Below are 24,700 nucleotides of genomic sequence, written 5' to 3'. Positions count from 1 at the left end.
ATTCTTATTCGTTTCGCTATTAACAGTAGTAATTTCTGCTCACCTCCTTATGTGGGACGAGGGGACAGGTTCCTCGTCCCCTTCGGAGGGACAAGAAACCTGTCCCCATGTCCCAAATTAAACAAGTTTAGTTTTCTTCATTAACCCTATGAAGATATGGATTATCCCTCTTGCCAGTGGTGTTGTTAGTGGAAGGAGTATGAAAGCATATAGTGTTCCCCACACTAAGACACCTTCTACATTCACGCTTAAATATCCTCCATCAATTGGGGTTCTAAAGTGTCCTCCCCTGGCTACATACTCCCCGAATAATGCGCCAATTGTTCCGCTATATAGAGTGACGATACATGCGGAAAAAAGGCTAACCAGCCAAAGTTTTTTGTTTGAGGGCAATCCGCTTTTTGTGAAATAAAATCCTAGTAAACCGAAATTTAAAATAAATGGAATTAAATTGGCGTAATATAACCACACCTCGCCGATCAAAGACGTATAACCACCAGCCAGAATTTGACCAAACAACATAAACAGAAATGAAATACAAAAAGAAAAGGTAAAACCGAAAACCATGCCAATCAGAGTACCTTTTGCAAGTTTCATAACATTTCCTCCAAAGTGATAAGTTTTTCCAGTATTTATTCCTTAAGAACCATTTTATGGTAAAATTAGGTTATTTAATAGTGTTATGTTTGGAGGCGTGGTGTGAATAAAAAGAAAACCTTTCACCGTATTTTATTATTTATTTTCCTAGCTATGATCCTATTCATATTTAACGTATTTTATGGAAACCCCCTTAGTAAATATATTTCAAAAAAAGACCTCGAACACTACTTACATACACATTATCCAGACAAAGATTTTCATTTATCAAAAGGGGATTATGTGTTTCCTTTTGGCTCCTATAGTTATAAAGTTTCTGAATTCCAAGGTGGTCAGGAAAGTAAATCAAAAGAGTATGAGTTTATGATAGGCGGGGCATTTTCCCGTAAGGTTCGTGTAGATGGGATTTATGAAGACAATCTGGACCCAAATTTAATGGAACGACTAGGCAAGGAAGCAGGGGAGGAAATCAATGATTTACTCACTCAGCATTTTAGTAATATTAATTATGTCGGTGCAAGATGTGCAGTCTTAAAGGACAAACTAGATGAGAATGTAAAGTGGGATAAGAGTCTGGATTTAGATGAACTATTATCCATTAATATTTTTCTCGATTCCAGAAAGCAATCAAAAGGTGAATTTTATAAAGAAGTAACAAAAATTCAAACGCTATTGAATGAACATGGCTATAATTACAAAGGAGTCATCGTTAATGGAGATTTATTGGATACAAAAAGCGATACAATTGATTGGTATGTTAAATACGACATATACTTCACTAAAACCCAATCTATTAAACTAAAAGATATTAATTGAAGTTGGAACGCAGGGACAGGTTCCTCGTCCCAATCTACCATCATCAAAAAGGCCAGCGCCCCCGCCCATTACCTTGGGTGGGGGCGCTGGCCCTTCATTTATATGAATAGATTCCATGGATCCCGCATACCCCTTGTGGGACAAGGAACCTGTCCCCATGTCCCGTTAGTTGCGGATGAGGTAGTCGAATGCACCGAGGGCTGCCGTTGCTCCGGATCCCATGGAGATGATGATTTGGTTGTAGGCGCTGTTTGTACAGTCGCCTGCTGCAAATACTCCGGGAATCGAAGTGGCTCCGCGGTTATCGACGATGATTTCACCAATTTGGTTTCGTTCGAGTGTTCCTTCGAGCCATTCTGTATTCGGCACAAGACCGATTTGGACAAACACACCTTGTAATTCGATATGGTGGTCTTCACCAGTTTCGCGGTTGGTGTAAGTAAGACCAGTGACGTTATCAGTGCCGGTAATTTCTTGAGTCGCGGCATTAGTTAAAACTGTCACATTTGGCAGGCTGTTCAGACGATCTTGCAGGACTTTATCCGCTTTTAGCTCTGATCCAAATTCGAGAACGGTCACATGTTTAACGATTCCTGCAAGGTCAATTGCTGCCTCGACACCGGAGTTTCCGCCGCCGATGACCGCAACGTCTTTGCCTGCGAATAATGGGCCATCGCAGTGCGGGCAGTATGCGACGCCTTTGTTTTTGAGCTCTTGTTCACCTGGAACGTTGATATTGCGCCAGCGTGCACCCGTTGAAAGGATAACGGATTTACTTTTCAAGACAGCGCCGTTTTCAAGAGTCACTTCGAAAAGGTCTTTCTTTTCTAAATGCTTAGCACGCTGCAGGTCCATGATGTCGATATCATACTCTCTTACGTGCTCCTCAAGGGCAGATGCGAGCTTCGGACCTTCCGTAGCTTTTACACTGATAAAGTTTTCGATGCTCAGTGTATCCATGATCTGACCGCCGAAGCGTTCTGCCAAAATCCCGGTGCGGATGCCTTTGCGCGCAGCATAAATAGCAGCGCTGGCACCCGCTGGTCCGCCGCCGACAACAAGGACATCGTATGGTTCTTTATCAGCAAAATCCTCCGCACTTGAGCCCTCGCCCAATTTAGCCAGGATTTCCTGAAGGGAAATACGGCCGCCATTCCAGAATTCGCCGTTTAAGAAAACAGCAGGTACGGCCATGACATTTTTACTTTCAACCTCGTCTTTAAATGCCGCGCCATCAATCATTGTGTGCGTAATATTTGGATTAAGCACACTCATGATATTCAGTGCCTGCACAACATCAGGGCAGTTGTGGCAAGTGAGGCTGACATAGGTTTCAAAATGATAGGAACCCTCAATACTCTTGATTTGATCGATCATATTTTGGTCCACTTTTGGTGCCCGACCACTCACTTGCAGCAAAGCCAAAACGAGAGAGGTAAACTCATGTCCGAGCGGGACGCCAGCGAATGTGATTCCGGTCTCTTCCCCGATGCGATTGATGCTGAAGCTTGGTGTTCGAGTCAATTCTGCTTCTTCTACAGTGATTTTAGACGACATGGAAGCCAGCTCTTCGACAAGAGCCAGCATTTCCTTTGATACGTCATCTGTACCGGCACTGACTTTTAGCAGAATATCATTTTCTAATAGTTGTAGATATTGATTTAATTGAGACTTAATTTCTGCATCAAGTGCCATGGATTATCGCTCTCCTTAAATTTTTCCTACAAGGTCAAGGCTTGGTTTTAGTGTTTCTCCGCCTTCTTTCCATTTTGCAGGGCAAACTTCACCTGGATTATTGCGCACATATTGTGCTGCTTTGATTTTGTTGATTAGTGTGCTTGCATCACGTCCGATTCCATCAGCATTGATTTCAACGGCTTGAATGATGCCGTCTGGATCGATGATGAAAGTACCGCGGTCTGCTTGTCCAAGTTCCTCGACAAGTACGTCAAATTGGCGGGAAAGGACGTGAGCGGGGTCGCCAATCATTGTATATGTGATTTTACCGATAGCTTCTGATGTATCATGCCATGCTTTGTGAGTGAAATGAGAATCTCTGGATACAGAGAATACTTCTACACCAAGCTCTTGAAGTGCTGGATATTGTTCCTGAAGATCTTCAAGTTCTGTTGGGCATACGAATGTGAAGTCTGCTGGATAGAAGCAAACGACGCTCCAGCGGCCTTTGAAATCCTGGTCGGAAACTTCCAGGAAATCTCCGTTTCTATAAGCTTGTGCTGTGAATGGTTGTACCTCTTTACCGATTAAAGACATAATGAAATTCCTCCTGTGATGTGTATTTTGAATGATTAATAGAAAGAAACTTAAGCTTTGGAAAAGCAGGTGAGTAATCTTTCAATAATCATTTTTTATTTATAATAATTATTATATAGACATGATTCTCGTTGTCAATTAAAACACAATAATTATTCTAAATAAGAGTTGAATGGGACGCTGTGGGACACCAGGGACAGGTTCCTTGTCCCACTCGTGGCCCCATTGATAGTCATATATAGGAGCCCACTGAGATCTCCATATTTCTATAAAAATGTTGGGACAAGGAACCTGTCCCCATGTACCAGCACATACAAAAAAGAGCCGCATTTACAGAAGGATCAAACTTTCCTGTAAATACGGCTCTTTTTTATATTGAAAACGGTAAGGTTATGTGGTAAATTTATATAGATATGCGTTGTATAATTAAATTTAAATATATTTTACCTATTTTAATTATACAACGAAATTAGTTTGTTCGTCAACCCTCTGATGAAAATATTTTTTTAAGGAGTGTTTGCTTTGAAATTGGGATACAAGCAGGAGCAAAAACGTGTCGATCATGTTATGGAAATCATTGCGAAGGATATCAGCAGGTTGGAAGAGGAAACTGCACGCCGCAAGGACGAAGTGGTTCATATCCGAAAGCACTTTTGGGATGAAATCAAAGTAAATACGGATACTTTTGATGATTACCTTGAGACGATTATTGGTCTGCGCCAAGAGGCTCAGGCTCTGTCTGTCAGTCAAACCAGTCATAGGCATGCTTCCAAGCGTTTATCCACACTCCGCCGGATGCAGAGTATCCCTTACTTTGGCCGAATCGATTTTACGGAAGAAGGGGCTACGGATGTGGAACAAATCTACATCGGAATTTCCTCTCTCGGCGACGAAAGTGGAGAAAACTTCCTCATATATGACTGGAGGGCTCCAATTTCCAGTGTTTATTATGATTACCAGCCCGGTCCGGCAAAATATTCAACCCCTGAGGGAGAAATTGAAGGTGTGTTGGAGAAGAAGTGGCAATATCTGATTCGTGATGGGGAACTTCAATCCATGTTTGATACAAGTCTCACCATCGGCGACGAAATTCTGCAGCAGGTGCTGGGCAAAGGCACCGACAAACAGATGCACAATATCGTCGCTACCATACAGCAGGAGCAGAACCGGATCATCCGCCATGATCGGGGAAGGCTGCTCATTGTCCACGGTGCGGCTGGGAGCGGCAAGACTTCGGCCGGCCTGCAGCGGATTGCTTATTTGTTATATAAATATCGGGATAATTTGAATGCCGATCAAATTATTCTTTTTTCTCCCAACACGATGTTTAACAGCTACGTGGCCAATGTGCTTCCGGAGCTAGGGGAAGAAAACATGCAGCAGGTCACATTTCAGGAATACTTGGACCACCGTTTGAGCAAAAAGTTTCACGTGGAACATCCATATGAGCAATTGGAGTACGTGTTGACTGCACCGCATACACCTTCTTATCAGGCGAGGGTTGCGGGCATCCAATTCAAAGCGGCTGTCCAATTTTTCGATGCGGTCAATGCATACAGGAAATCACTGGAGTCGCGTGGAATGATATTTAAAGACATTAAATTTAGAGGGGAATCAATCATTTCCTCACAGCAAATTGCAGACAGGTTTTATCAATTTGAAACAAACCTCCGCTTTCATAACCGATTAGAAAAGTTACAGGAATGGCTCATTAAAGAATTGAATAAAGCCGAAAAAGCGGAGCGATCGAAGCCTTGGGTTCAGGAGGAAATGGAGCTTCTAAGCAACCAGCAATATCACAAGGCACGTACCATCCTCGCGAAAAAACAAGGATATAAAAGAGAAGAAATTGCGGATTATGAGGTTGAGCCTGCGGCGCTCGCCCGATTGATTGTAAGACGGAAATTGAAGCCGCTGCGTAAATGGATTAAAGGATTCCACTTCATTGATTATAAGGGGCTTTACAAGCAAATTTTTGCTGATCCCAAACATATCAATCAGTGGATAGAAGGGGAGACACCTGAGAAATGGGCGGATATTTGTAACGCGACCATAGAAATGGTTGAGGATAATAAGTTGTTGTATGAGGACGCTACGCCGTTTTTGCTGTTAAAAGAACTGATCCAAGGCTTCCAGATTAATAGTTCCATTAAGCATATCGTCGTGGACGAAGCCCAGGATTACTCTCCGTTTCAATTCGAGTTTTTGAAGCGGCTATTTCCAGCAGCAAAGATGACGGTGCTTGGCGACTTTAATCAGGCGATCTTTGCCCATGCAAGCGGAATGGTTGATTTCAATAACCTGACCAGCTTATACGGGCCGGATGAAACAGAAGTAATCAATATTTCCCGAAGCTACCGATCTACGAAGCCAATCATCGAACTGACTAGAAGCCTGGTTCCGAACGGGAAGGCAATCATCCCGTTTGAACGAGACGGTGCGCAACCTGAGTTAAAAAAAGTCACCGATCATACGGAACTGCACAATCAAATTGTCTCAAAAGTGGCTGATTTACAAAGTCGTGGCTATGAAACCATTGCGATCATCTGCAAATCTGCTGAGGAAAGCCTAGGCGCATATGAAGCTTTGGCAGGAAGCGTCCAAGGACTTAAACTATTGAAAAGCAGCTCGCTTGAATACGAGCAAGGGGTCGTAGTCGTTCCGTCTTATTTATCGAAGGGCATCGAATTTGATGCTGTCATCATTTATGATGCGTCGGAGTCTGTATACGGTGACGAAAGCCTGCGAAGGACCTTCTACACTGCCTGCACAAGGGCAATGCATGAATTACACCTATACAGCGTAGGCGAACCGAATCCATTCCTGCAAAACTGGGACGCGTGGACAGGTTCCTCGTCCCAGCACCCCCTTTGAAGAGAACGCAGGGACAGGTTCCTTGTCCCAAAAGAATTCTTTGTTGATTCTTAAATAGCTGGTTCAATGAATGTTAAATAGAGAAGAGGAGTGGGGCGGGACAAGGAACCTGTCCCCATGTCCCGGAGGTCTGTGATGAAGAATTTTCAGTTTGATCGGTCTGAGTATGCGGTTTCTTTCAATGGTGAAAGGCTTATGTTATTGCCGAAAGAGTATCATCTTCTGCATTTTTTATATGAACATCTGAATCAGACGCTTTCGAGGGAAGTGCTGCTGGATGGGGTCTGGCCGATGGAGGCTCCGACAGATCGCACGGTTGATGACCATGTGTATCGGCTGCGGAAGAAACTTGCTGCTTTCGATGGAGTCGTCATTGAGACGATACGGGGGACTGGATATCGCCTGAAAATAAAGCAGCCCTCAGAGGATAATCCTCTTTCCTATGATCAGGAATTTAAGGAAAGCATGGATGTTCTGTTTCGAAAGTACATCGCATTTGGTCAGGGAACAGGACTGAAATCCATTGCGAGCCAGCATGATGCTCTGGCGATACCGATTGAAGCCCATAAGAAAGTGTACCTTCATTTTGTAAATGGTGATTTTCGATGGTTTACACTGGAATCACAGGATGTCCCGTTCTCGCAGAAGCTGTTCTATCTCCTGCACATATACGGGATTATTCAATTTCAGTTTGATCAAACGTGTAAGTACGCTGAGAAGGCGTTGCAATCAAACGCTTTGCCATGGGTACAGCATCAGGAATTCGATGTTTTTGGCATGATTGGGATATACCTTAATAATGGGAATTTTGAACAGGCTGCTCAGAAAATCAAATTCGTTCATTCGAAGATAGAAGCGGGTGAAATGAGCCAAGATATCGCTACTTATATAAAAGTCCAGGAGATCAAATTGGTCCTTGCTTCGCGGCAATTTGGTCCACTCGAATCCCATTTTGCAGAAGGTGATCAATTGTTCCATAACTATCCGTATTTAAGGGAAAAAGGAAGGTACCTCATGTTAAAAGGATTTGCGAAGTGGATGAACACTAGTGGAAAGGAAGGTCTTCAGTTGATGGAGGAAGGGTTCATGACATTAGGTGCTTCAAAATTTGTGCCAAATATGTTGAATGGGGTAAAAGATTTGATGGATCTCAGTCGTCATCTGAGCGTTGAGGTTCCAAAGGAATACCAAGTGAAATGGGACACATTCTCCAAGCAATTTGATTTTAAAGGCTTGGCTAGAGAAATTGAACGATTATTTCGACAGTCCCTCTGATATTCTTCTGACAATTGATTGATATCCTTTTCTTACTGATTAATTTACTGTAAGAAGGGGATATTTTTTATGAAGGATCTTCAAACGTTTTCCATTTTTAAAATGAAAAATTTCCGCACATTATTTTTCGTTCAAGTGTTATCGAGCTTTGGGAATTGGCTTGATCTGCTGGCGGTCAACGCGCTCATTTCGTTTGAATGGGGGCTGGATTTACGGGCAAATGCTGCAGCAGTTGTCATGATGTTCCTGCCGTATATCGTAATCGGTCCGTTGTCGTCGGTTTGGGTAGACCGGTGGGATAAAAAGAAAATCCTGATGATGACGACATTTGTACGTGCAGGTGTGGCAGTGGGTTATTTTTTTGCTCCAGGCCTCTGGGTGCTGCTTCTGTTGATTTTCCTGAAGACTTCATTAGCCTCTATTTTTGAACCCGCAAGGCAAGCGGCTGCACGTTCTGTGGTCCCTGATCCCTATCTTGCCCAGGCGTCTTCCATCAGCCAGATGGTGTTGAATGTAACCAAGATTGTAGCACCGTTGGTTGGGGGAGGGATGCTCTCTGTTGCACATCCGCAGCTGGTTTTTATGGCAGAGGGAGTATTGTATGGCGCTGCTTTTCTGCTGCTGTTTTGTCTTCCTGCATTAGAGGCGGCTAAGGAAAGGAATCTTTCTTCTAGTACTTCCTATTGGGAAGAGTTGAAAGAAGGATTTTCACTGATTCGATCGAATCGCATCCTATCAACTGCCATTTGGATTACTTCTATCTCCATGTTCATTATTTTTCTTTATGACAGCTTCTTTGCCCCATTGTCCTTGTCGCTGGGGTTGGATAAAACCGGATATGGGCTGCTCAGCAGTGCACTTGGCGCTGGTTCTGTCACAGGGGCTTTCTTATGCGGATTCTTTAACAGGTGGAAAAGGAATCCGCTTCTGTTCATGTCAATTGGAAGAGTGGTATCAGGTACATTCATGCTGGTGGTAGGAGTGGGCTGCTATGGCTTTGCCCATGGCAATATTCTGTTTTGGATCGTGATCTTCGCTATAATCGGATGTGTAGGAACGGCCCTCTTTGTGCCATACGGGTACATCCTGACAACGGAGACGCCGCAGCACTTATTAGGTAGAATCAGCGCATTCTCAACCGCCGTCCAAAGTGCAGCGAGCCTGTTCGCCCCCATCATAGGAGCATCCCTCGGCCACTGGTTCGGATTAGCCAGCGTCTTCATCACCTCTGCCATCAGCTTCATCCTGCTAGGCAGCATTTCCCTGGGACGCAGGGACAGGTTCCTCGTCCCAAAACCGATTAGAAAGACAGAATAGGATGTCCAGCAGTTCCTTGTCCCACCCAATTAGAGAGTTGCCGGTATAAGGGGAGTTCTTGGCTGTGGTAACATTTATTCATAGTTCCTGCAGGGTGGGACAAGGAACCTGTCCCCCTGTCTCTAAATGAAAGGAGAAATGATTCTTGAGTATTACGGAATTTGTTAGGATGACGATCAGTGAGATGAATGGTTTTGATAAGGATCATAAGGAAGGCATTCAACAGATAATCGCAAAGGCTATAGAGGTTTATCAATTAAAGTCTTATGAGGAAGTAGAGGACACTCATGAAGGCAGGGTGCGGTTTATATATATCGATTCCATGATGGAAGAAAACATGCTGGCTAAAATAATAGATGTCTCTACAGAAGGCGATCCAGATTGGACTATTGAGTCTGTTTATGACAGCCGTGTTATTCGGGAGTATTAAAATATGCGGGACGGAGGAGCAGTTTACTGGTTCCTCGTCCCGCATTTTCATTTTCTAATCTTCATATTAATCATTGCCGCTATGCTTTCTCGTAAAATGGGATGGGACGAGGAACCTGTCCCCATGTCCCACTACTTTTATTGAACCTGCAGACTCACATCGTCGACGAAGAAGTCGGTCGGGTTGCTGCTGTCATTTGTGCCTTTGAAGGCAATTTGAACCGTCTGCCCTTTGTAGTTCGATAGGTCGTAGGTGCGCTTCACCCACCCGGATGCTGTGCCATCATTCAATGTTAAGAGCGTGGCGAGCGGGGATCCGCTTGTATTCCGAACCTGTGCGTATAGGTAATCATACGCGTGGCTTGTTTCGGAAGTGGAAACATATGTCCAGAAAGTGAGTGTTGCACTTGTTGCATTCGCAGGAATGCTCACTGTTTGATAGATTGTGTCTGTACTATTATTGTAGCCATTCAGATAAGCAGAGCTGCTTCCTGCATGAGGGCGAGAAGTATCAACGAGCTGATAGCCGCCAGTGCTTGATTCCGTCCACGGTGATTGTCCGCTTTCGAAGCCTCCGTTGGTAATCAGTTCTGTAGGTGTGCCGCCGCCTGTTCCACCGCCGGAACCGCTGGATCCATTGATGTCACGAATCAAGTTATACGCGTCAGGTGTCCCGATGCCTGATGCCATGTCATAGCCGGCAGTTGCAGGGTAGTATAAGTTATTTCCACTTGTCACATCATGGAATGCTGGGTACGTCTGTGTTGTATTAAACATTTGATAAAGTGTAGGGTTTGCTTGTCCAAGGTTGCCCTTGCCATTTGCTGCTGCATATTGGTTATTGAGTGCTGCAATGGCCGCCCATAATGGTGCCGCGGCTGAAGTTCCTCCTACTACTGTCCAAGAGCCTGAGCTATATACGGAGTAGCCTGTGCTTGGATCGGCATCTGCCGAAACATCCGGGACTTGGCGTTTGCCATTGGAGTAGCTATTTTGTACACCAGGACCGGATTGGAAGGAAGGCATGGCATAAACCGTCGATAAACCGCCGCCACCGCCTGTTTTATTGGAACTGTTTGCCCAAACGGATTCTGAACCGTAGGACGATCCGCTCAAATTCAGATGTGTTCCGCCGACGCCAGTCACATAAGGGTCATTGGCTGGACTGTCGACTGCTTTTGTAGAATCTCCAGCATCGTAAGCCCCGTTGTCGCCGGAAGCCGCAAAGATGCTTTGTCCTTGAGCAGCAAACTGTTGAAAAATCGAATGCAAACTGTTCATCAAGCTGCTTCCAGCTTGCAGTTCGCTGATTCCCCAGCTGACAGAGATGGATTTCGCTTTATTATCGGAAGCGATTTTTTGATACGTATCAATGAGCCCTTGACCTGTATTAGGGCCTTCATAGACCATGACTTGTGCTTTCGGCGCGATGGCATTGATAACTTCAATGTCCAATTCCACCTCTACTTCACCTTGACCGGCAGCACCGTTGTAGCCATCAACATAAACATTGGTTGGCGCAGGGCTTCCGAGACCGTAGTAATTGCTGTAGTTTGTGATATTAGAAGCTTTATAGCCGTCAAGCTCCATGACCGCAACCGTTTGGCCTGCTCCAGTGTAGCCTGAATTAGCAAGCGGGGTGACGTTGTAAGCCCCTTTTAACTCAGTTGGCGTATAGCCGCCGGATGGGCCGCTGCCCACTCTAGGTTCAGCAACTGCAGCTTTGTTCGTCACTTTTGGCGACGATTTGCGTATTTGCGGATGTGTAAAGTGCGGTTCGTTATCCAATCCCTCTACATCCGTGATGATACCCGCAAATTCGGCAGGGATTTCAGGAGCATCGGCGTTTGAGAAATACGTCTGTCCCTTGTCATTTTCATAATCATTGATGGTAACGCCAAAGGCATCCTCTAATTGTCCAATTTTACCGCTGACTGTTATAAAAGTATTATTGCTTGAGATATTTTTCACTTTAAAACCTTGGTCTTTTAAGAAACTTTTCACCTGAGCGACTGTGTCATCCGTTGGTCCGAATTGATTCTTAAATTCTTCAGTTGATAGATAATGTTTGTAATTCGGGGATGATGGGTCGTTAAGACTTGCAATGAATTGATCCAGTTGATCGCTGTTTCGTAAATTCAATGCGACTGTGACAGAAGTCATTTTGTTTCGATCAGTATGTTTCATATACTTTCCGTGCTTAGCTGCTGCTGGTGCTCCATTTTCTAAATGCACTTTCTTCGGTCCTGCTGCATAGGTTGAGCCGCCAGACGCAAACAACGTCAAGCTCAACAAGGAGGCAACCGTTGACACTAACAATTTTCTTCTTTTCATCCTTTCACCTCTCCATTTCCCCAAATAAAACGAATCTACCAAAAAAGCATGCTTCAAGTGCAATCTTCAAATGGTTCTTCATTCTTTATTTGGAATAATATTCATGTACTTACAACTAAAACTTTACTGAGTTTTGTAAAAAACAGATATCAGGCTTTATGCTTGTTTCTGTTAAGAATTTCGTGAAAAACAGATGAGAGAATGATGAGAATTCGGGACTTTTAGACAAATAGTGGGACGAAGGGACAGGTTCCTCGTCCCGCCATTCCATTTTTGAGCACATCAATCTATTCAATGCATCTATCTTTCGCCTGCATCGGGATGGGACGAGGAACCTGTCCCCATGTACCTGTGCATATTTTGCTAATTCCTTCATAGGTTTTTAGTGATGCCTTATAGGTTAGAGGGAGTGATCATTGAGGATGATGACGCTTAGTTTATGCATGATTGTGCGCGATGAGGAGAAGGTGCTGGGGAGGTGCCTCGATTCTATTGGGAATTTGGTGGATGAAATCATCATTATTGATACAGGGTCGACCGATGGAACGAAGGAATTAGCTTCGCGCTATACGGATCGAATTTATGATTTTAAATGGATAGATGATTTTTCTGCAGCGAGGAACTTTTCTTTCAGTAAAGCCACGAAGGACTTTATTTTGTGGCTGGATGCTGACGATGTACTGCCGGAAGGCGAACAAGAGAAATTTTCAGCATTAAAGATTTTTTTGCGTGAAGATATAGATGCGGTTTCGATGCCTTACATTTTGGCACGGAATGAAGAGGGAATGGTGACGCAGAGTGTAAGAAGGAACAGAATTGTGAAGAAAAGCAATGGTTTCAGGTGGTTCGGGTCTGTTCATGAATATATGGAGGTAGGGGGCAATGTCATCTCCAGTGATATTCACATCGTTCACAATAGCCAAAAAACAGGCGTGAGCACCCGTAATTTAGACATATACGAGAAAATGCTGGGGGAAGGGCGATCATTTACTCCTCGGGATTTGTACTACTATGCGAATGAATGCCTCGATCACAAGCTGTATGAACGCGCAATTGAATATTATCAAAAGTTTCTTGATACCCGCGAAGGCTGGGTGGAGGACTGCATCAGCAGCTGTGCTAAGATGGCAGATTGTTACTTGGCGCTGGAAGACCCGGAGAATGCCATCGATCAGATTTTAAACTCCTTCAAATACGATATCCCAAGGGCTGATCAATGCTGCAGGATGGGTTTCATCTACTTATCCAAGGATCAGTTAGATAAGGCTGTCTTTTGGTATGAACTGGCTGCGAGCTTGGACTATGAAGCCGCAAAGGCAAAAGGGGGCTTCCTTAATCATAACTGCTATACGTGGCTTCCTCATTTGCAACTATGCGTTTGCTACTTCCGGCTTGGTCAAATTGAGAAATCAAAACACCATAATCAAATGGCAAAGGCTTACGATCCCACGAACCGGATGGTTTTATATAATGAGGAATATTTTCAGTCACTGACAGAACAGGAGGAGTAAAATGCCAACGAGCTTTTACCAAGCTATACCGGAGATCATCGAACATATCCGCATTGATGAACCCTCCTCCATTTTGGATGTTGGTGTAGGGTTTGGAAAATATGGCGTGCTGCTCAGGGAAGTTTTTGATATTCCGTTTGAGCGGTATGAAAAGAAAAGCTGGCAGCTGCAGATTGATGGAATAGAAGGGTTTGCAGGATACAGGAATCCTTTGCATGAGTATGTCTATAATCAGGTTATTTATGGGAATCTTGAATCTGTCATTGATCAAATGGGGGACTATGACACTATCTTACTGATTGATGTACTGGAGCACTTTGAAAAGCCGGAGGGATTGGAAATCATTCAAAAACTCCTTGCACATGCCAACAAATCATTGATCATTTCTACCCCTTTGTATCCGGAACCTCAGGGGGATTATTTGGGGAATACGCTTGAAACACACAAAAGCAGGTGGAACCTGATTGATTTTTTATCTTTCGATTTTACGTATAAACAATTAAATATCGGTGAAAATGGAGCGTTGTTATTTAAGATTCTTCCTCCTGAAAAGACTAAAATTCCTGCTGACCCCCCTACTAAGAAAAAACTAAAGATTGCCTACGTCCTTCCACATTTGAATTTGACAGGCGGACTGAAAATGCTGCTTCACCAAATGGAACAATTAAGGAAGCGGGGACATCAGATCTATGCCGTTTATAAGGGGGATCCTGGTACAAGGGCGGTCCCCAATTGGTATCCAATAGAAGTTGATGGGGAGATCATTGTTCCGCCCAATGAATCGTATGTCAGACATATAGAACATTGCGATATCATTGTAACAGGCTGGTATCAGCAGATTCCTGAATTGTTGGATTTGAATGAGAAAACGTTCTATTGGGAGCAGGGGCATAACTGGCTATTTGGTGATTATCCAAATTTATATGAAGCACAGTGGATCAGACAGGAAATGAAAAATCTCTATCAAACTGCAATCAGGATGGCAAGCGTGTCTTCTACTGTTTCAACTATTTTAAAAGCCCGCTATCAAAAAGAAACAGAGATCATTCCGAATGGGGTGGATACGAAATTTTATTTTCCTTTAACAGAGGAGCCGAAGGAGGATGTATTGACTATTCTTCTTGTAGGAAACCCGTTTTTAAGGTTTAAAGGGTTTGATGTGGCTCTTAAGGCACTCCGACATGTAAGGGATTTGGGATATCAGTTTAAAGTAAAATGGGTCTGCCAGCATCACCCCGACATTGGGTATGTGCCATTCCCTATTGAATATGTGATTCATCCAAGCCAAGAGGAGCTGAGGAATCACTATCAAATGGCCCATATTTTTTTGTTCACTTCGATTTATGAAGGTTTTGGCATGCCGCCATTGGAAGCAATGTCATGCGGAATCCCTGTGATTACAACAATGTGTGGCGGCATTAATGAATATGCCGGCAGCAATAACAGCCTGCAAATAGAACCCGGAGATCACTTGGCTGCCGCTCAGGCAATTATTACTTTGTTAGAAAGTTCCGAAAGACGGAACGAGTTAAGGAAAAAGGGCAGGGAAACAGCTTTAAAGTTCAGCTTTGATAGGGTTATTGAAAAATTGGAACGGTTTTTGTATGAGATAGATAATCAGAATGAGGTAAAACGAGAACAGGGACGCATTTAAGGTCCCTGTTCTTTAGTTTATATACTGGTATTGAGATAGATGGCATAGAGGGCGCTTTGAGTAATATTTGGACTGGAATAAAGGGAAATGGCATCGTTTCGGACGACGGGATTCCCTCCAATATTTGAAGTCCACGTCACGGTTGCTGTAGTCAGTACGTATGGGGCATTGTTAGATACATATACAGGCTGTGACCCGACGTCTGTAGGCCTGATAGAGAATATGATAGTTCCGGTAATGGATGCTGTTACAGTCAGTGTAATGGTCGAAATAATGCTTCCTGCTAATGGGGCGGCTAAATTGTTCGCTACATTCCTGCAGACTTGGAATATATAGCTTCCTGCAGCTAAGTTATTAATGTTGATAGAACTGGAAAAACCTACTACACTACCGGTCGTGCCCGTAACTACATAGGGGAGGACATTGGAAACGGCTCCTGGAGAACCGGCTATCCGTTGAAAACCAGTGTTGGTTCCTCCAAACATAATTGCCTTTGTAGAGCTGGTCGGTGTTGCACCAGTAGGTCCGGTGGCGCCAGTAGATCCAGTAGGTCCAGTAGGTCCGGTCGGCCCCGTATTGCCGGTGGAGCCGGTGCTGCCAGTGGCTCCGGTACTGCCGGTCGGTCCAGTCGGCCCTGTTGGACCCGTATTGCCAGTAGCTCCGGTACTGCCGGTCGGTCCAGTTGGCCCTGTATTGCCGGTAGCTCCAGTGGCCCCAGTGCTTCCGGTAGGTCCAGGATCGCCGGTAGGTCCAGTGTTGCCGGTATTGCCAGTAGGGCCAGTGTCGCCAGTAGCCCCAGTGCTTCCGGTAGGTCCAGGATCGCCGGTAGGTCCAGTGTTGCCGGTATTGCCAGTAGGGCCAGTGTCGCCAGTAGCCCCAGTGCTTCCGGTAGGTCCAGGATCGCCGGTAGGTCCGGTGTTACCGGTATTGCCAGTAGGGCCAGTGTCACCAGTAGCCCCAGTGCTTCCGGTGGGTCCGGGATCGCCGGTAGGTCCAGTGTTGCCGGTATTGCCGGTTGTTCCAGTTTCGCCCGTGGGTCCTGTTGGCCCGGTGGGTCCTGCGAGTCCCATTGGTCCAGGATCGCCCGTTGGACCAGTGGGGCCGGTATTTCCGGTAGCGCCGCCTGGTGGTCCCGTTTCCCCGGTAGGTCCAGTTGGCCCCATAGGACCGGCTGGCCCAGTCGGCCCCGGTGCTCCCGTTTGACATATACAAAAATTTTTATGACAGCATGGACAGCATGATGGCGGAAGATGACATCCATTATGATGATGTGGATGGTGGTTATTACTTAAATCCTCTTGGTATTTTTTTATAAAATCGTAGTTCTTTCCATATTGGTTTCCCTTCCAAACCATTAGATTTTCACCTGCTTTCGGTATATCAAAGCATAATATGCAAGCAGAGGAAAATGGGTATGGACGAGGAACCTGTCCCTCTGTCCCGAAAAGCGTTTAAATTTGTATAAAAATTTCAAATGTTTAGAATAGGAAATAGTACCTATTTAATAGAAGAGGAGTAATAATATGACTACGGCCAGTCCAGCGTCCGCTAATGCAAGTACTCAAATGCTTGAGGAGAAATCATTATTAGCGGCATTAGAACGGAATTTAGCGATAATAGAATTTAATTTAAATAGAGAAGTGATTTGGGTTAATGAAAATTTTGCACTTGCTATGGGATACACTGTTCCTGAATTGATAGGGATGTCACATCGCCAATTTTGTACAGATGAATTTAAAAACAGCAGGGAATATGAAAATATGTGGGCCGACTTGGCAAAAGGGATTAAGTTTCAGGAAAAGATAGAAAGGGTGAATAAAAGAGGGGAGATCCTTTGGCTGGAAGCAACCTATATCCCCATTTTAAATGAGCGGGGCGAAGTGGATGGTGTCCTCAAAATCGCAACGGATATTACATATCGTGAAAAAACCACAATGAAAATTCTGTCTCAGTTAAAAGAAATGCCTGTTGAATTGGTCAATGTCGTCATGGATAACTCCAAAGAAAAAATGGAGGCACTCCAGGCATTGAAAAAACAAACCGACTTAATTAGTGAAGTGTCAAAACTTATCCATAATATATCGACGCAAACAAATATCCTGGCATTGAATGCCGCAATTGAAGCAGCGCGTGCGGGTGAACATGGGAGAGGCTTCAATGTCGTTGCGGATGAGGTGCGTAAATTAGCTGCCAGCGTGGCTAAGTCCATTAATCAAGTCAATGACAACGTAGGGAATATCAGACAGGAAGCGGAAAGAGTGAATAAAATCACAACCAATTTGCAGCAAGAAATCCTTGAGACCGAGTCAAAATTCAAAAACATCTTGGCGGAGCTGGAAAAGTTAAATAGAAACTAGGTACGCAGGGACAGGTTCCTTGTCCCTCCCCTTTTGTATTGAATACAGATTAGAGTAACATAGTCTTTATTCCAAGCATCGGGATGGGACGAGGAACCTGTCCCCATGTACCGCGAATAATCATTGATAATTCCTTCTAGGCACTTTATAGTGGATACGATGACTTTTTAAGTTAGCACATGAATCAAGTTCTTTTTATATAAAGGAGATTGGAGTTATGTCACTTACACCAAATGATTTTCGTATTGAGAAGGATTTTTTAGGTTCGAAGGAAGTTCCTGCGAACGCTTATTATGGGGTTCAGACCCTTCGTGCAGTTGAAAATTTCCCGATCACGGGATATCGCATACACACTGAATTGATCAAGGCCATGGCGATGGTGAAAAAAGCGGCTGCGATGGCGAATATGGAGGTTAAGAGCCTGTATTCGGGAATCGGAGAAGCAATCGTCAAGGCGGCAGATGAAATGATCGAAGGAAAATGGCATGATCATGTCCTTGTCGATCCGATTCAAGGCGGTGCCGGAACATCGATCAATATGAACGTGAACGAAATATTGGCTAACCGCGCCCTTGAAATCATGGGCAAAGAAAAAGGGCAGTATCAATTTTGCAGCCCGAACAGCCATGTAAATATGTCTCAATCTACAAATGATTCATTCCCTACCGCTATGCATATCGCGGTATTGAATCTGCAGGAAAAATTGATCGGAACAATGGAACAGATGCATGAGGTTTTCCAAGCGAAAGCGAAGGAATTCAGCCATGTCATTAAAATGGGGCGCACCCATCTGCAGGATGCCGTTCCAATCAGACTGGGCCAGGAGTTTGAAGCATACAGCCGCGTGATCGAACGCGATATTAAGCGCATCAAGCAATCCAGGCAGCACCTCTACGAATTGAACATGGGTGCCACGGCAGTTGGGACAGGCTTAAATGCGTATCCACGCTATATTGAACTGGTTGTTCCTTATTTAGCTGAAATCAGCGGGCTTCCATTCCAAGGAGCAGAGCATCTCGTTGATGCTACGCAGAATACAGATGCTTATACTGAAGTGTCCAGCTCGTTGAAAATTTGTATGATCAATATGTCCAAGATCGCGAATGACCTGCGCTTGATGGCATCTGGTCCAAGAGCGGGCCTCGGTGAAATCACGCTGCCTGCAAGACAGCCTGGATCTTCTATTATGCCAGGGAAAGTAAACCCTGTTCTGCCTGAGCTGATCAACCAAGTAGCATTCCAAGTTCTTGGAAACGATCAAACAATTTCATTGGCATCCGAAGCGGGACAGCTTGAATTGAACGTTATGGAACCTGTTCTGATCTTTAATCTTCTTCAATCCATCAGCATCATGAACAACGCTTTTACGACTTTTACCGAGCATTGTGTAAAAGGGATTACAGCGAACGAAGACAGGATGAAGGAATACGTTGAAAAGAGCGTTGGCGTCATCACGGCGGTCAACCCTCATATCGGATATGAAGTCGCAGCCCGCATTGCAAGAGAAGCCATCTTAAACGGCTCTCCAATCCGGGACCTGTGCTTGAAATACGATGTCTTGACGGAAGAAGAGCTTAACTTGATCCTCGATCCATATGAAATGACACATCCGGGAATTGCCGGGGCTGCATTGTTGGAAAAAGACTGAGAATAAATCAAAAAGGAGAATGGCTTTAAATGCCACTCTCCTTTTTCTATGAAAAATTATTTAAAAAAAGAAATTTTCTTCAATGCTGCACAAAGCGGGATGGCAATGATGATACCGACCACGTTTTGTACGATATTTCCCGGGATGGAAGCTACGGGAGCGATCCAGTTGTTATAGAGGATCCCTTCGCAGATATAGTACACAGCAAGCATTGCAGGAGCAGAAGCGACAGCCGCTAGTAGATTGATAGCAGCACTATTCCCGTTTCGGCCGCCTGACCAGGCGATTTTTCCGGCAATATAGCCTTGAAGGCCGCGTGCCACCACAGTGAATGGCGCCCACAATGTCCAGCCGGATACAAGGTCGAACAAGCCCATTCCGACAGCTCCCGCAATAGCGCCCTTTTTCGGACCGAATAAGAATGTGGCGATAAACGCCATGGCTGTACCGAGGTGGACCAAACCGCCGTTTGCAGCGATTGGCAAACGGATATTTAAAAAGATGGTTGCCACAAAAACAAGGGCAATCAGCATGGCAGTCAAAATTAAATTAAACGTTTTGTTGCGTGTGGAAGAACTGTTATTTATTTTTTCCATGGCATAAAACCTCTCTGAATGTATTATTTCCTGATAATTTTAGCACAAATCAAGAGCAGAAAGCAGCGGTTTTTGAATGTACTTTAATCTTTTAAAATACTGTAGACTTTTTAAAATGGTTTAAATAGTTTATAATTTTAGATAAAGTAGATATTTTACTCTAGTAATATTTATAATAGAGATATAATAATTCAGTCAGTGGGTGGCGTTTTGCTTAGTTGTCTTTGGAGCAGAAGCGCCGGAACATTTTTTCTCAAATAAATGAGGTAAGGAAGGATAGAATGAGCAGCGTACAGAAAAAAACAGACGTTATCTTAATTGGTGCTGGAATCATGAGTGCGACTTTGGGATCATTATTGAAAGCGTTAGCACCGGAATGGGACATCAAAGTGTTCGAAAAACTCGCAGAAGCAGGGGTAGAAAGCTCCAACGAATGGAATAATGCTGGGACCGGCCATTCTGCGCTGTGCGAACTGAACTATACATCCGAGAAGCCGGACGGATCTATAGACATCACCAAAGCAATCAAAATCAACGAGCAGTTTCAGCTTTCCAGACAGTTTTGGTCTTTTCTCGTAAACAGCAAATTGATCAGCAATCCTCAGGACTTCATCATGCCGATTCCTCATATGAGTATGGTTCAAGGGGAAGAGAATGTGGAGTTTTTGAAAAAACGATTTGAAGCGCTTTCAGCTAATCCGCTGTTCCAAGGAATGGAGTATTCGGATGACCCTGAAAAATTAAAGGAATGGATTCCGCTTATCATGGAAGGCCGCACATCGACTGAACCGATTGCTGCAACAAAAATCGATTCCGGAACCGATGTGAATTTCGGTGCTTTAACCCGCATGTTATTCAAACATCTCGAGAGCCAAAATGTCGAAGTGAACTATAAACACACTGTGAAGGATATCAAACGCACCAGCGACGGCTCTTGGGAATTGAAGATCCACAACATCGACAGCGGAAGAATCGAATATCATACGGCAAAATTCGTCTTCATCGGAGGCGGAGGCGGAAGCTTGCCGCTTCTGCAAAAAACCGGCATTCCTGAATCCAAGCATATCGGCGGCTTCCCTGTAAGCGGACTGTTCATGGTCTGCAACAAGCCGGAGGTAGCTGAGAAGCATCATGCCAAAGTGTACGGAAAAGCAAAGGTCGGCGCGCCGCCAATGTCCGTACCGCATCTTGATACAAGATATATCGATAACAAGAAGTCCTTGCTCTTCGGACCGTTTGCCGGCTTCTCGCCAAAATTCTTGAAAACAGGCTCCAACATGGACTTGATCAATTCCGTCAAACCGAATAATCTCTTTACGATGCTCGCAGCAGGTGTAAAAGAGATGTCATTGACAAAATACTTGATCCAGCAGGTCTTGCTGTCTAATGAGAAGCGCCTGGAAGAATTGCGCGAATTCATTCCAGATGCGAAATTGGAAGATTGGGATATCGTCGTGGCAGGCCAGCGTGTCCAAGTCATTAAAGACACGCCTGCAGGAAAAGGAACTTTGCAATTCGGAACAGAAGTCGTCAGTTCCGCTGATGGATCCGTAGCCGCTTTGCTAGGTGCTTCACCAGGTGCATCAACGGCTGTCCACGTCATGCTCGAACTTTTGAACAAATGCTTCCCGCAGCAAATGAAAGAATGGGAGCCTAAAATCAAAGAGATGATCCCGTCCTATGGCGTATCGCTTGTTGAAAATCCGGCTCTATTTGATGAAATTTTTGCTTCAACGGCCGAAACGCTCGGCTTGAACGAAAAAGAACAGGTTTTTAGTTGAATATAATAGAATGCAAATTAAAAAAGGTGCAGCCGCTGGAGTCTTCCAGGCTGCACCTTTTTGTATGAGATAAGAAAGTATAAAAATTCAGAGTGATATTCTGTCCAGCTCCAGCGCCCAGCCCCTCGAGTCATAAGCCATACCTCTACGGAAATCAGGATTTCCTTCGAGTTCCGTCTTATGCTGGTCGGGGCTTATCAGGGCGCTTGCGCTTTTCTATATTATGCGGATTGTTCTTCTAATTCAGTAGTTGGCTTTCCTTTATTCTCCCATTTCGTGATAACCAATGCCGCTAATGAGTTGCCGACAATGTTGACAGCCGTCCGAGCCATATCGAGGATTCTATCAATTCCTGCAATAAAGGCAAGGCCTTCAACAGGGAGTCCGACGCTTCCAAGTGTTGCAAGCAGCACGACGAAGGATACACCAGGCACCCCTGCGATTCCTTTTGAGGTAAGCATCAATACGAGTACAAGTGTGATCTGATGGCCGATGCTCAAATGAATTCCATACATTTGGGCGATGAATAAGGCGGCAATTGCTTGATAGAGTGTCGACCCATCAAGGTTGAACGAATAGCCGGTAGGGATGACGAAGGATGTAATGGCCTTCGGGCAGCCCAGCCTCTCCATTTTTTCCATGATTCTTGGAAGGACTGTTTCTGAACTGGCTGTTGAATATCCCAGCAGCAATTCATCCTTCAAGTATTTTATGAGTTTGAAAATATTAAATCCTGCTATTTTGGCTACCAAACCAAGCACGGCAAGAATGAAGAATATCATAGCTCCATATACGACAATCACTAGTTTCCCTAATGGGATCAATGACGATAATCCGAATGTAGAAACGGTTACACCAATGAGTGCAAATACTCCGATTGGTGCCGTTTTCATAATTAAGTTTGTAACATAGAACATGGCTTCTGCCGTTCCTTTGAAAAATTGAATGACCGGCTTTCCTTTTTCGCCGATGGCTGCTATTCCCAAACCAAACATGACTGAAAAGAAAATGACAGCGAGCATATCCCCATTTGCAATGGATTGAATGATATTTGTAGGGACAATATTTACCAATGTATCTGCCATTGAATGCGTTTCAGTGGTTTTTGCCGTGCTTACATAAGAATTTATATCGGTTTTTGCCAGATGCGAGCGGTCGACGCCTGTGCCTGGGTGGAACAGATTTGCTGCCAGCAGCCCGACAATGATAGCGATGGTGGTGATGACTTCAAAATAAAGGAGGGTCTTGCCCCCAAGTCTTCCAAGCGATTTCATATCCCCTGCACCCGCAACACCTACGATCAGGCTGGAAATGACAATCGGGATGACAATCATTTTAATTAAATGTATGAATATATCTCCAACTGGCTTCAAGTAATCGGTTACATGAGGGTTTCCGTAAAAAATTCCTCCGACAGCAATACCGAGAACTAAACCAATGAAGATCTGCCATGCTAGACCAATTCTTTTCATCTCTTCTTTCACTCCTTTTTTTCTCTCTATTTTTCATTTTAGGTTTCATTATTCATATTAACAATATATTATAGTGATATAATTAATCTCGATATGATATGGGTGGAATATTAATGGAATTAAGACAATTAAGATATTTCGTAGAAGTAGCGCGAATTGAACATTTTTCGAAGGCGGCAGAGTCCTTGCACATTGCTCAATCTGCCTTGAGCCGTCAAGTGGGGCTTCTGGAGAAAGAGTTAGGTGTGGAGCTTTTTGAGAGGGAAGGACGGAATGTAAAATTAACCTTTATTGGGAAAATGTTTTTGGAGCAGGCAATACTCGCTCTTAAAGCAGTCGACAATGCGTCAAGGCTGGTAGAAGAATATTTAGAGCCCGAGCGCGGCATCATCCGCATAGGCTTCCCATCCAGCATCGCGAGCAGCATGCTCCCCTCTATTATTTCTGCCTTCAAAAAAGAACACCCGGATGTTCGCTTTCACTTAAAGCAGGCATCCTATGATACGCTGACAGAAGGGATCAAGAAAAGGGAGATTGATTTGGCTTTTATAGGTCCGGTGCCGGCAAATGATCCAGAGATTCATGCTCATATCCTGTTTTCGGAAAATTTTTTGGCTATGCTTTCCGATACGCACAGTCTTGCTGAATTTGAGAGCCTGTCCTTAAATCAATTGGAACCAGAGCCATTTGTTTTATTTCCAGAGGGGTTCATGCTCCGTCAGATCGTAGTCGATGCCTGCGTACAAGCAGGTTTCCAGCCCTCTATTCCATATGAGGGGGAAGATTTGGATGCGATCAAGGGGCTGGTGTCTTCGGGAATTGGGGTCACTCTTCTTCCGGAGACGACACTCTTCGGGAATCTGCCGGAAGGGTTGAAAAAAATAAAAATCACTTACCCAGACGTCAAAAGGTCGGTTGGATTGATCATTCCTAAAAATCGGAAGTTATCGCCTTCTGAGAATCTCTTTTATGAATTTGTCCTCGAATATTTCAGACACCTTAACATGTGGACGTAGAAAAAAACCGCTTATGGAGATATTTCCATGAGCGGTTTTTAGTAAAAAGTTTATTTTAATGAATCGGCCCATTCCGATGCGGTCAAGACGTCTGCCTGGCGAGGGAAGACTTTTTCCACAAGGACGCGGTGCACTTCTGGATCGCGGTCGATGCAAGCATCGGAAAGGACTTTCAAACGGAAGTCTTTATCGGCTGCTTCCCTTAATGTTGATAGGACGACACCGCTTGTGGCGATTCCGGTCAATACAAGCTCCTCAGTACCGAGTCCACTTAACAAAACTTCCAGGTCGCTGCCTGCAAATGCACTGACGCGGCGCTTTGTCACAAGCGGCTCCCCTGAGAGCGGTGCAACGGATTCATGAATCTGTGTGGACCAATCCGTTTCTGTCATGCTTCCGCTCTCCTTGATGGCTGAAAACATTTTATTGTTTAAGTTGACTTCAGGATATCCTTCTTTAAAAGCGACGCGCACAAAAATGACGGGAATCTTTGCTTCGCGGGCAGCCTTCACTGAATCTTGGATAGGGATGAGCACTTCCGGATTCTCCGCAAAATTACCGACAATGCCATTTTGAATATCCATGACCAAGAGTGCTGTTTTAGATGAGTTCATGTCGATCCTTCCTTTCCTCGCTGTAATTTCTTATTCCTTCTATATTCTCCAATATGCAGGTCCAGGCTTCAAGAAATTACACTTGAGGAATGAGCAGTTCGATTTTTCGACAAAAACCGGGGAGTGCCTGTCACC

General features: G+C 44.4%; 19 protein-coding genes and 1 pseudogene. 12 read left to right on the top strand and 8 right to left on the bottom strand.

The features are described from left to right. Positions 1 to 117: 117 nt before the first annotated feature. Positions 118 to 597, bottom strand: a complete 480-nt coding sequence (locus ABTV07_RS19905) for a hypothetical protein (protein ID WP_433745815.1) — start codon at positions 595 to 597, stop codon at positions 118 to 120. A 102-nt stretch (positions 598 to 699) separates the two neighbouring features. Here ABTV07_RS19905 and ABTV07_RS19900 point away from each other — a divergent pair, with 102 nt between their 5' ends. Then, entirely contained in the window at positions 700 to 1,413 is a 714-nt protein-coding gene (locus tag ABTV07_RS19900; RefSeq protein ID WP_433745812.1) for a hypothetical protein, read from the top strand. A gap of 165 nt (positions 1,414 to 1,578) precedes the next feature. On the opposite strand, the gene ahpF is transcribed toward ABTV07_RS19900, so the two are convergent. Further along, entirely contained in the window at positions 1,579 to 3,108 is a 1,530-nt protein-coding gene (gene ahpF / locus ABTV07_RS19895; RefSeq protein WP_433745810.1) for an alkyl hydroperoxide reductase subunit F, read from the bottom strand. A 15-nt stretch (positions 3,109 to 3,123) separates the two neighbouring features. Next, entirely contained in the window at positions 3,124 to 3,687 is a 564-nt protein-coding gene (gene ahpC, locus ABTV07_RS19890; protein ID WP_433745807.1) for an alkyl hydroperoxide reductase subunit C, read from the bottom strand. 567 nt (positions 3,688 to 4,254) lie between these two features. On the opposite strand from ahpC, the gene helD reads away from it, so the two are divergent. The 4 genes from helD to ABTV07_RS19870 all read left to right on the top strand — a co-directional run bounded on the left by helD (position 4,255) and on the right by ABTV07_RS19870 (position 9,583). After that, complete coding sequence (gene helD / locus ABTV07_RS19885; RefSeq protein WP_433751372.1) at positions 4,255 to 6,561, top strand: RNA polymerase recycling motor HelD; 2,307 nt, start codon at positions 4,255 to 4,257, stop codon at positions 6,559 to 6,561. A 135-nt stretch (positions 6,562 to 6,696) separates the two neighbouring features. Continuing rightward, entirely contained in the window at positions 6,697 to 7,836 is a 1,140-nt protein-coding gene (locus tag ABTV07_RS19880; protein WP_433745804.1) for a winged helix-turn-helix domain-containing protein, read from the top strand. Between the two features lie 69 nt (positions 7,837 to 7,905). Further along, positions 7,906 to 9,153, top strand: coding sequence for an MFS transporter (locus tag ABTV07_RS19875; RefSeq protein ID WP_433745801.1), 1,248 nt, complete (start codon positions 7,906 to 7,908; stop codon positions 9,151 to 9,153). A gap of 145 nt (positions 9,154 to 9,298) precedes the next feature. Further along, positions 9,299 to 9,583, top strand: coding sequence for a DUF6407 family protein (locus tag ABTV07_RS19870; protein WP_433745799.1), 285 nt, complete (start codon positions 9,299 to 9,301; stop codon positions 9,581 to 9,583). Between the two features lie 137 nt (positions 9,584 to 9,720). On the opposite strand, the gene ABTV07_RS19865 is transcribed toward ABTV07_RS19870, so the two are convergent. Beyond that, on the bottom strand, positions 9,721 to 11,916 hold the full coding sequence (locus ABTV07_RS19865; protein WP_433745797.1) for a protease pro-enzyme activation domain-containing protein: 2,196 nt from the start codon (positions 11,914 to 11,916) through the stop codon (positions 9,721 to 9,723). 422 nt (positions 11,917 to 12,338) lie between these two features. On the opposite strand from ABTV07_RS19865, the gene ABTV07_RS19860 reads away from it, so the two are divergent. After that, positions 12,339 to 13,427 carry a tetratricopeptide repeat-containing glycosyltransferase family 2 protein gene (locus tag ABTV07_RS19860; protein ID WP_433745794.1) on the top strand — a complete coding sequence of 363 codons (1,089 nt, stop codon included), beginning with the start codon at positions 12,339 to 12,341 and terminating at the stop codon, positions 13,425 to 13,427. Position 13,428: 1 nt separating this feature from the next. Then, positions 13,429 to 15,081, top strand: coding sequence for a glycosyltransferase (locus ABTV07_RS19855; protein ID WP_433745791.1), 1,653 nt, complete (start codon positions 13,429 to 13,431; stop codon positions 15,079 to 15,081). Positions 15,082 to 15,098: 17 nt separating this feature from the next. On the opposite strand, the gene ABTV07_RS19850 is transcribed toward ABTV07_RS19855, so the two are convergent. Beyond that, positions 15,099 to 16,244 carry a collagen-like protein gene (locus ABTV07_RS19850; protein ID WP_433751370.1) on the bottom strand — a complete coding sequence of 382 codons (1,146 nt, stop codon included), beginning with the start codon at positions 16,242 to 16,244 and terminating at the stop codon, positions 15,099 to 15,101. A gap of 360 nt (positions 16,245 to 16,604) precedes the next feature. On the opposite strand from ABTV07_RS19850, the pseudogene ABTV07_RS19845 reads away from it, so the two are divergent. The 3 genes and pseudogenes from ABTV07_RS19845 to aspA form a co-directional block, all read left to right on the top strand. Next, positions 16,605 to 16,955: pseudogene (locus tag ABTV07_RS19845) on the top strand (PAS domain-containing protein); the annotation flags it as partial. A 60-nt stretch (positions 16,956 to 17,015) separates the two neighbouring features. Further along, the gene (locus ABTV07_RS19840) at positions 17,016 to 17,438 is read left to right on the top strand and encodes a methyl-accepting chemotaxis protein (protein WP_433751367.1); all 423 of its coding nucleotides are present in this window, start codon (positions 17,016 to 17,018) and stop codon (positions 17,436 to 17,438) included. Positions 17,439 to 17,655: 217 nt separating this feature from the next. Next, complete coding sequence (gene aspA / locus ABTV07_RS19835) at positions 17,656 to 19,086, top strand: aspartate ammonia-lyase (RefSeq protein WP_433745788.1); 1,431 nt, start codon at positions 17,656 to 17,658, stop codon at positions 19,084 to 19,086. A gap of 56 nt (positions 19,087 to 19,142) precedes the next feature. Here the strand turns inward: aspA and ABTV07_RS19830 are convergent, their stop codons facing one another. Beyond that, positions 19,143 to 19,682: an ECF transporter S component gene (locus tag ABTV07_RS19830; RefSeq protein ID WP_433745786.1), complete on the bottom strand. Its 540-nt coding sequence runs from the start codon at positions 19,680 to 19,682 to the stop codon at positions 19,143 to 19,145. A gap of 281 nt (positions 19,683 to 19,963) precedes the next feature. On the opposite strand from ABTV07_RS19830, the gene ABTV07_RS19825 reads away from it, so the two are divergent. Then, on the top strand, positions 19,964 to 21,463 hold the full coding sequence (locus ABTV07_RS19825; RefSeq protein WP_433745783.1) for a malate:quinone oxidoreductase: 1,500 nt from the start codon (positions 19,964 to 19,966) through the stop codon (positions 21,461 to 21,463). A gap of 221 nt (positions 21,464 to 21,684) precedes the next feature. On the opposite strand, the gene ABTV07_RS19820 is transcribed toward ABTV07_RS19825, so the two are convergent. Beyond that, positions 21,685 to 22,935, bottom strand: a complete 1,251-nt coding sequence (locus ABTV07_RS19820; RefSeq protein WP_114745750.1) for a cation:dicarboxylate symporter family transporter — start codon at positions 22,933 to 22,935, stop codon at positions 21,685 to 21,687. Positions 22,936 to 23,048: 113 nt separating this feature from the next. On the opposite strand from ABTV07_RS19820, the gene ABTV07_RS19815 reads away from it, so the two are divergent. Continuing rightward, positions 23,049 to 23,951 carry a LysR family transcriptional regulator gene (locus ABTV07_RS19815; protein ID WP_433745780.1) on the top strand — a complete coding sequence of 301 codons (903 nt, stop codon included), beginning with the start codon at positions 23,049 to 23,051 and terminating at the stop codon, positions 23,949 to 23,951. A gap of 50 nt (positions 23,952 to 24,001) precedes the next feature. Here ABTV07_RS19815 and ABTV07_RS19810 read toward each other — a convergent pair whose 3' ends face one another. Further along, positions 24,002 to 24,565 (bottom strand): cysteine hydrolase family protein, encoded by a 564-nt coding sequence (locus tag ABTV07_RS19810; RefSeq protein WP_433745777.1) that lies wholly within the window; start codon positions 24,563 to 24,565, stop codon positions 24,002 to 24,004. Between the last annotated feature and the right edge of the window lie 135 nt (positions 24,566 to 24,700).

The sequence above is a fragment of the Falsibacillus pallidus genome (assembly GCF_050990905.1).
Lineage (GTDB): Bacteria > Bacillota > Bacilli > Bacillales > DSM-25281 > Falsibacillus > Falsibacillus pallidus_A.
The sequence above is the reverse complement of the archived record's forward strand: the minus strand, read 5'-3'. Positions and strand labels throughout refer to the sequence as shown.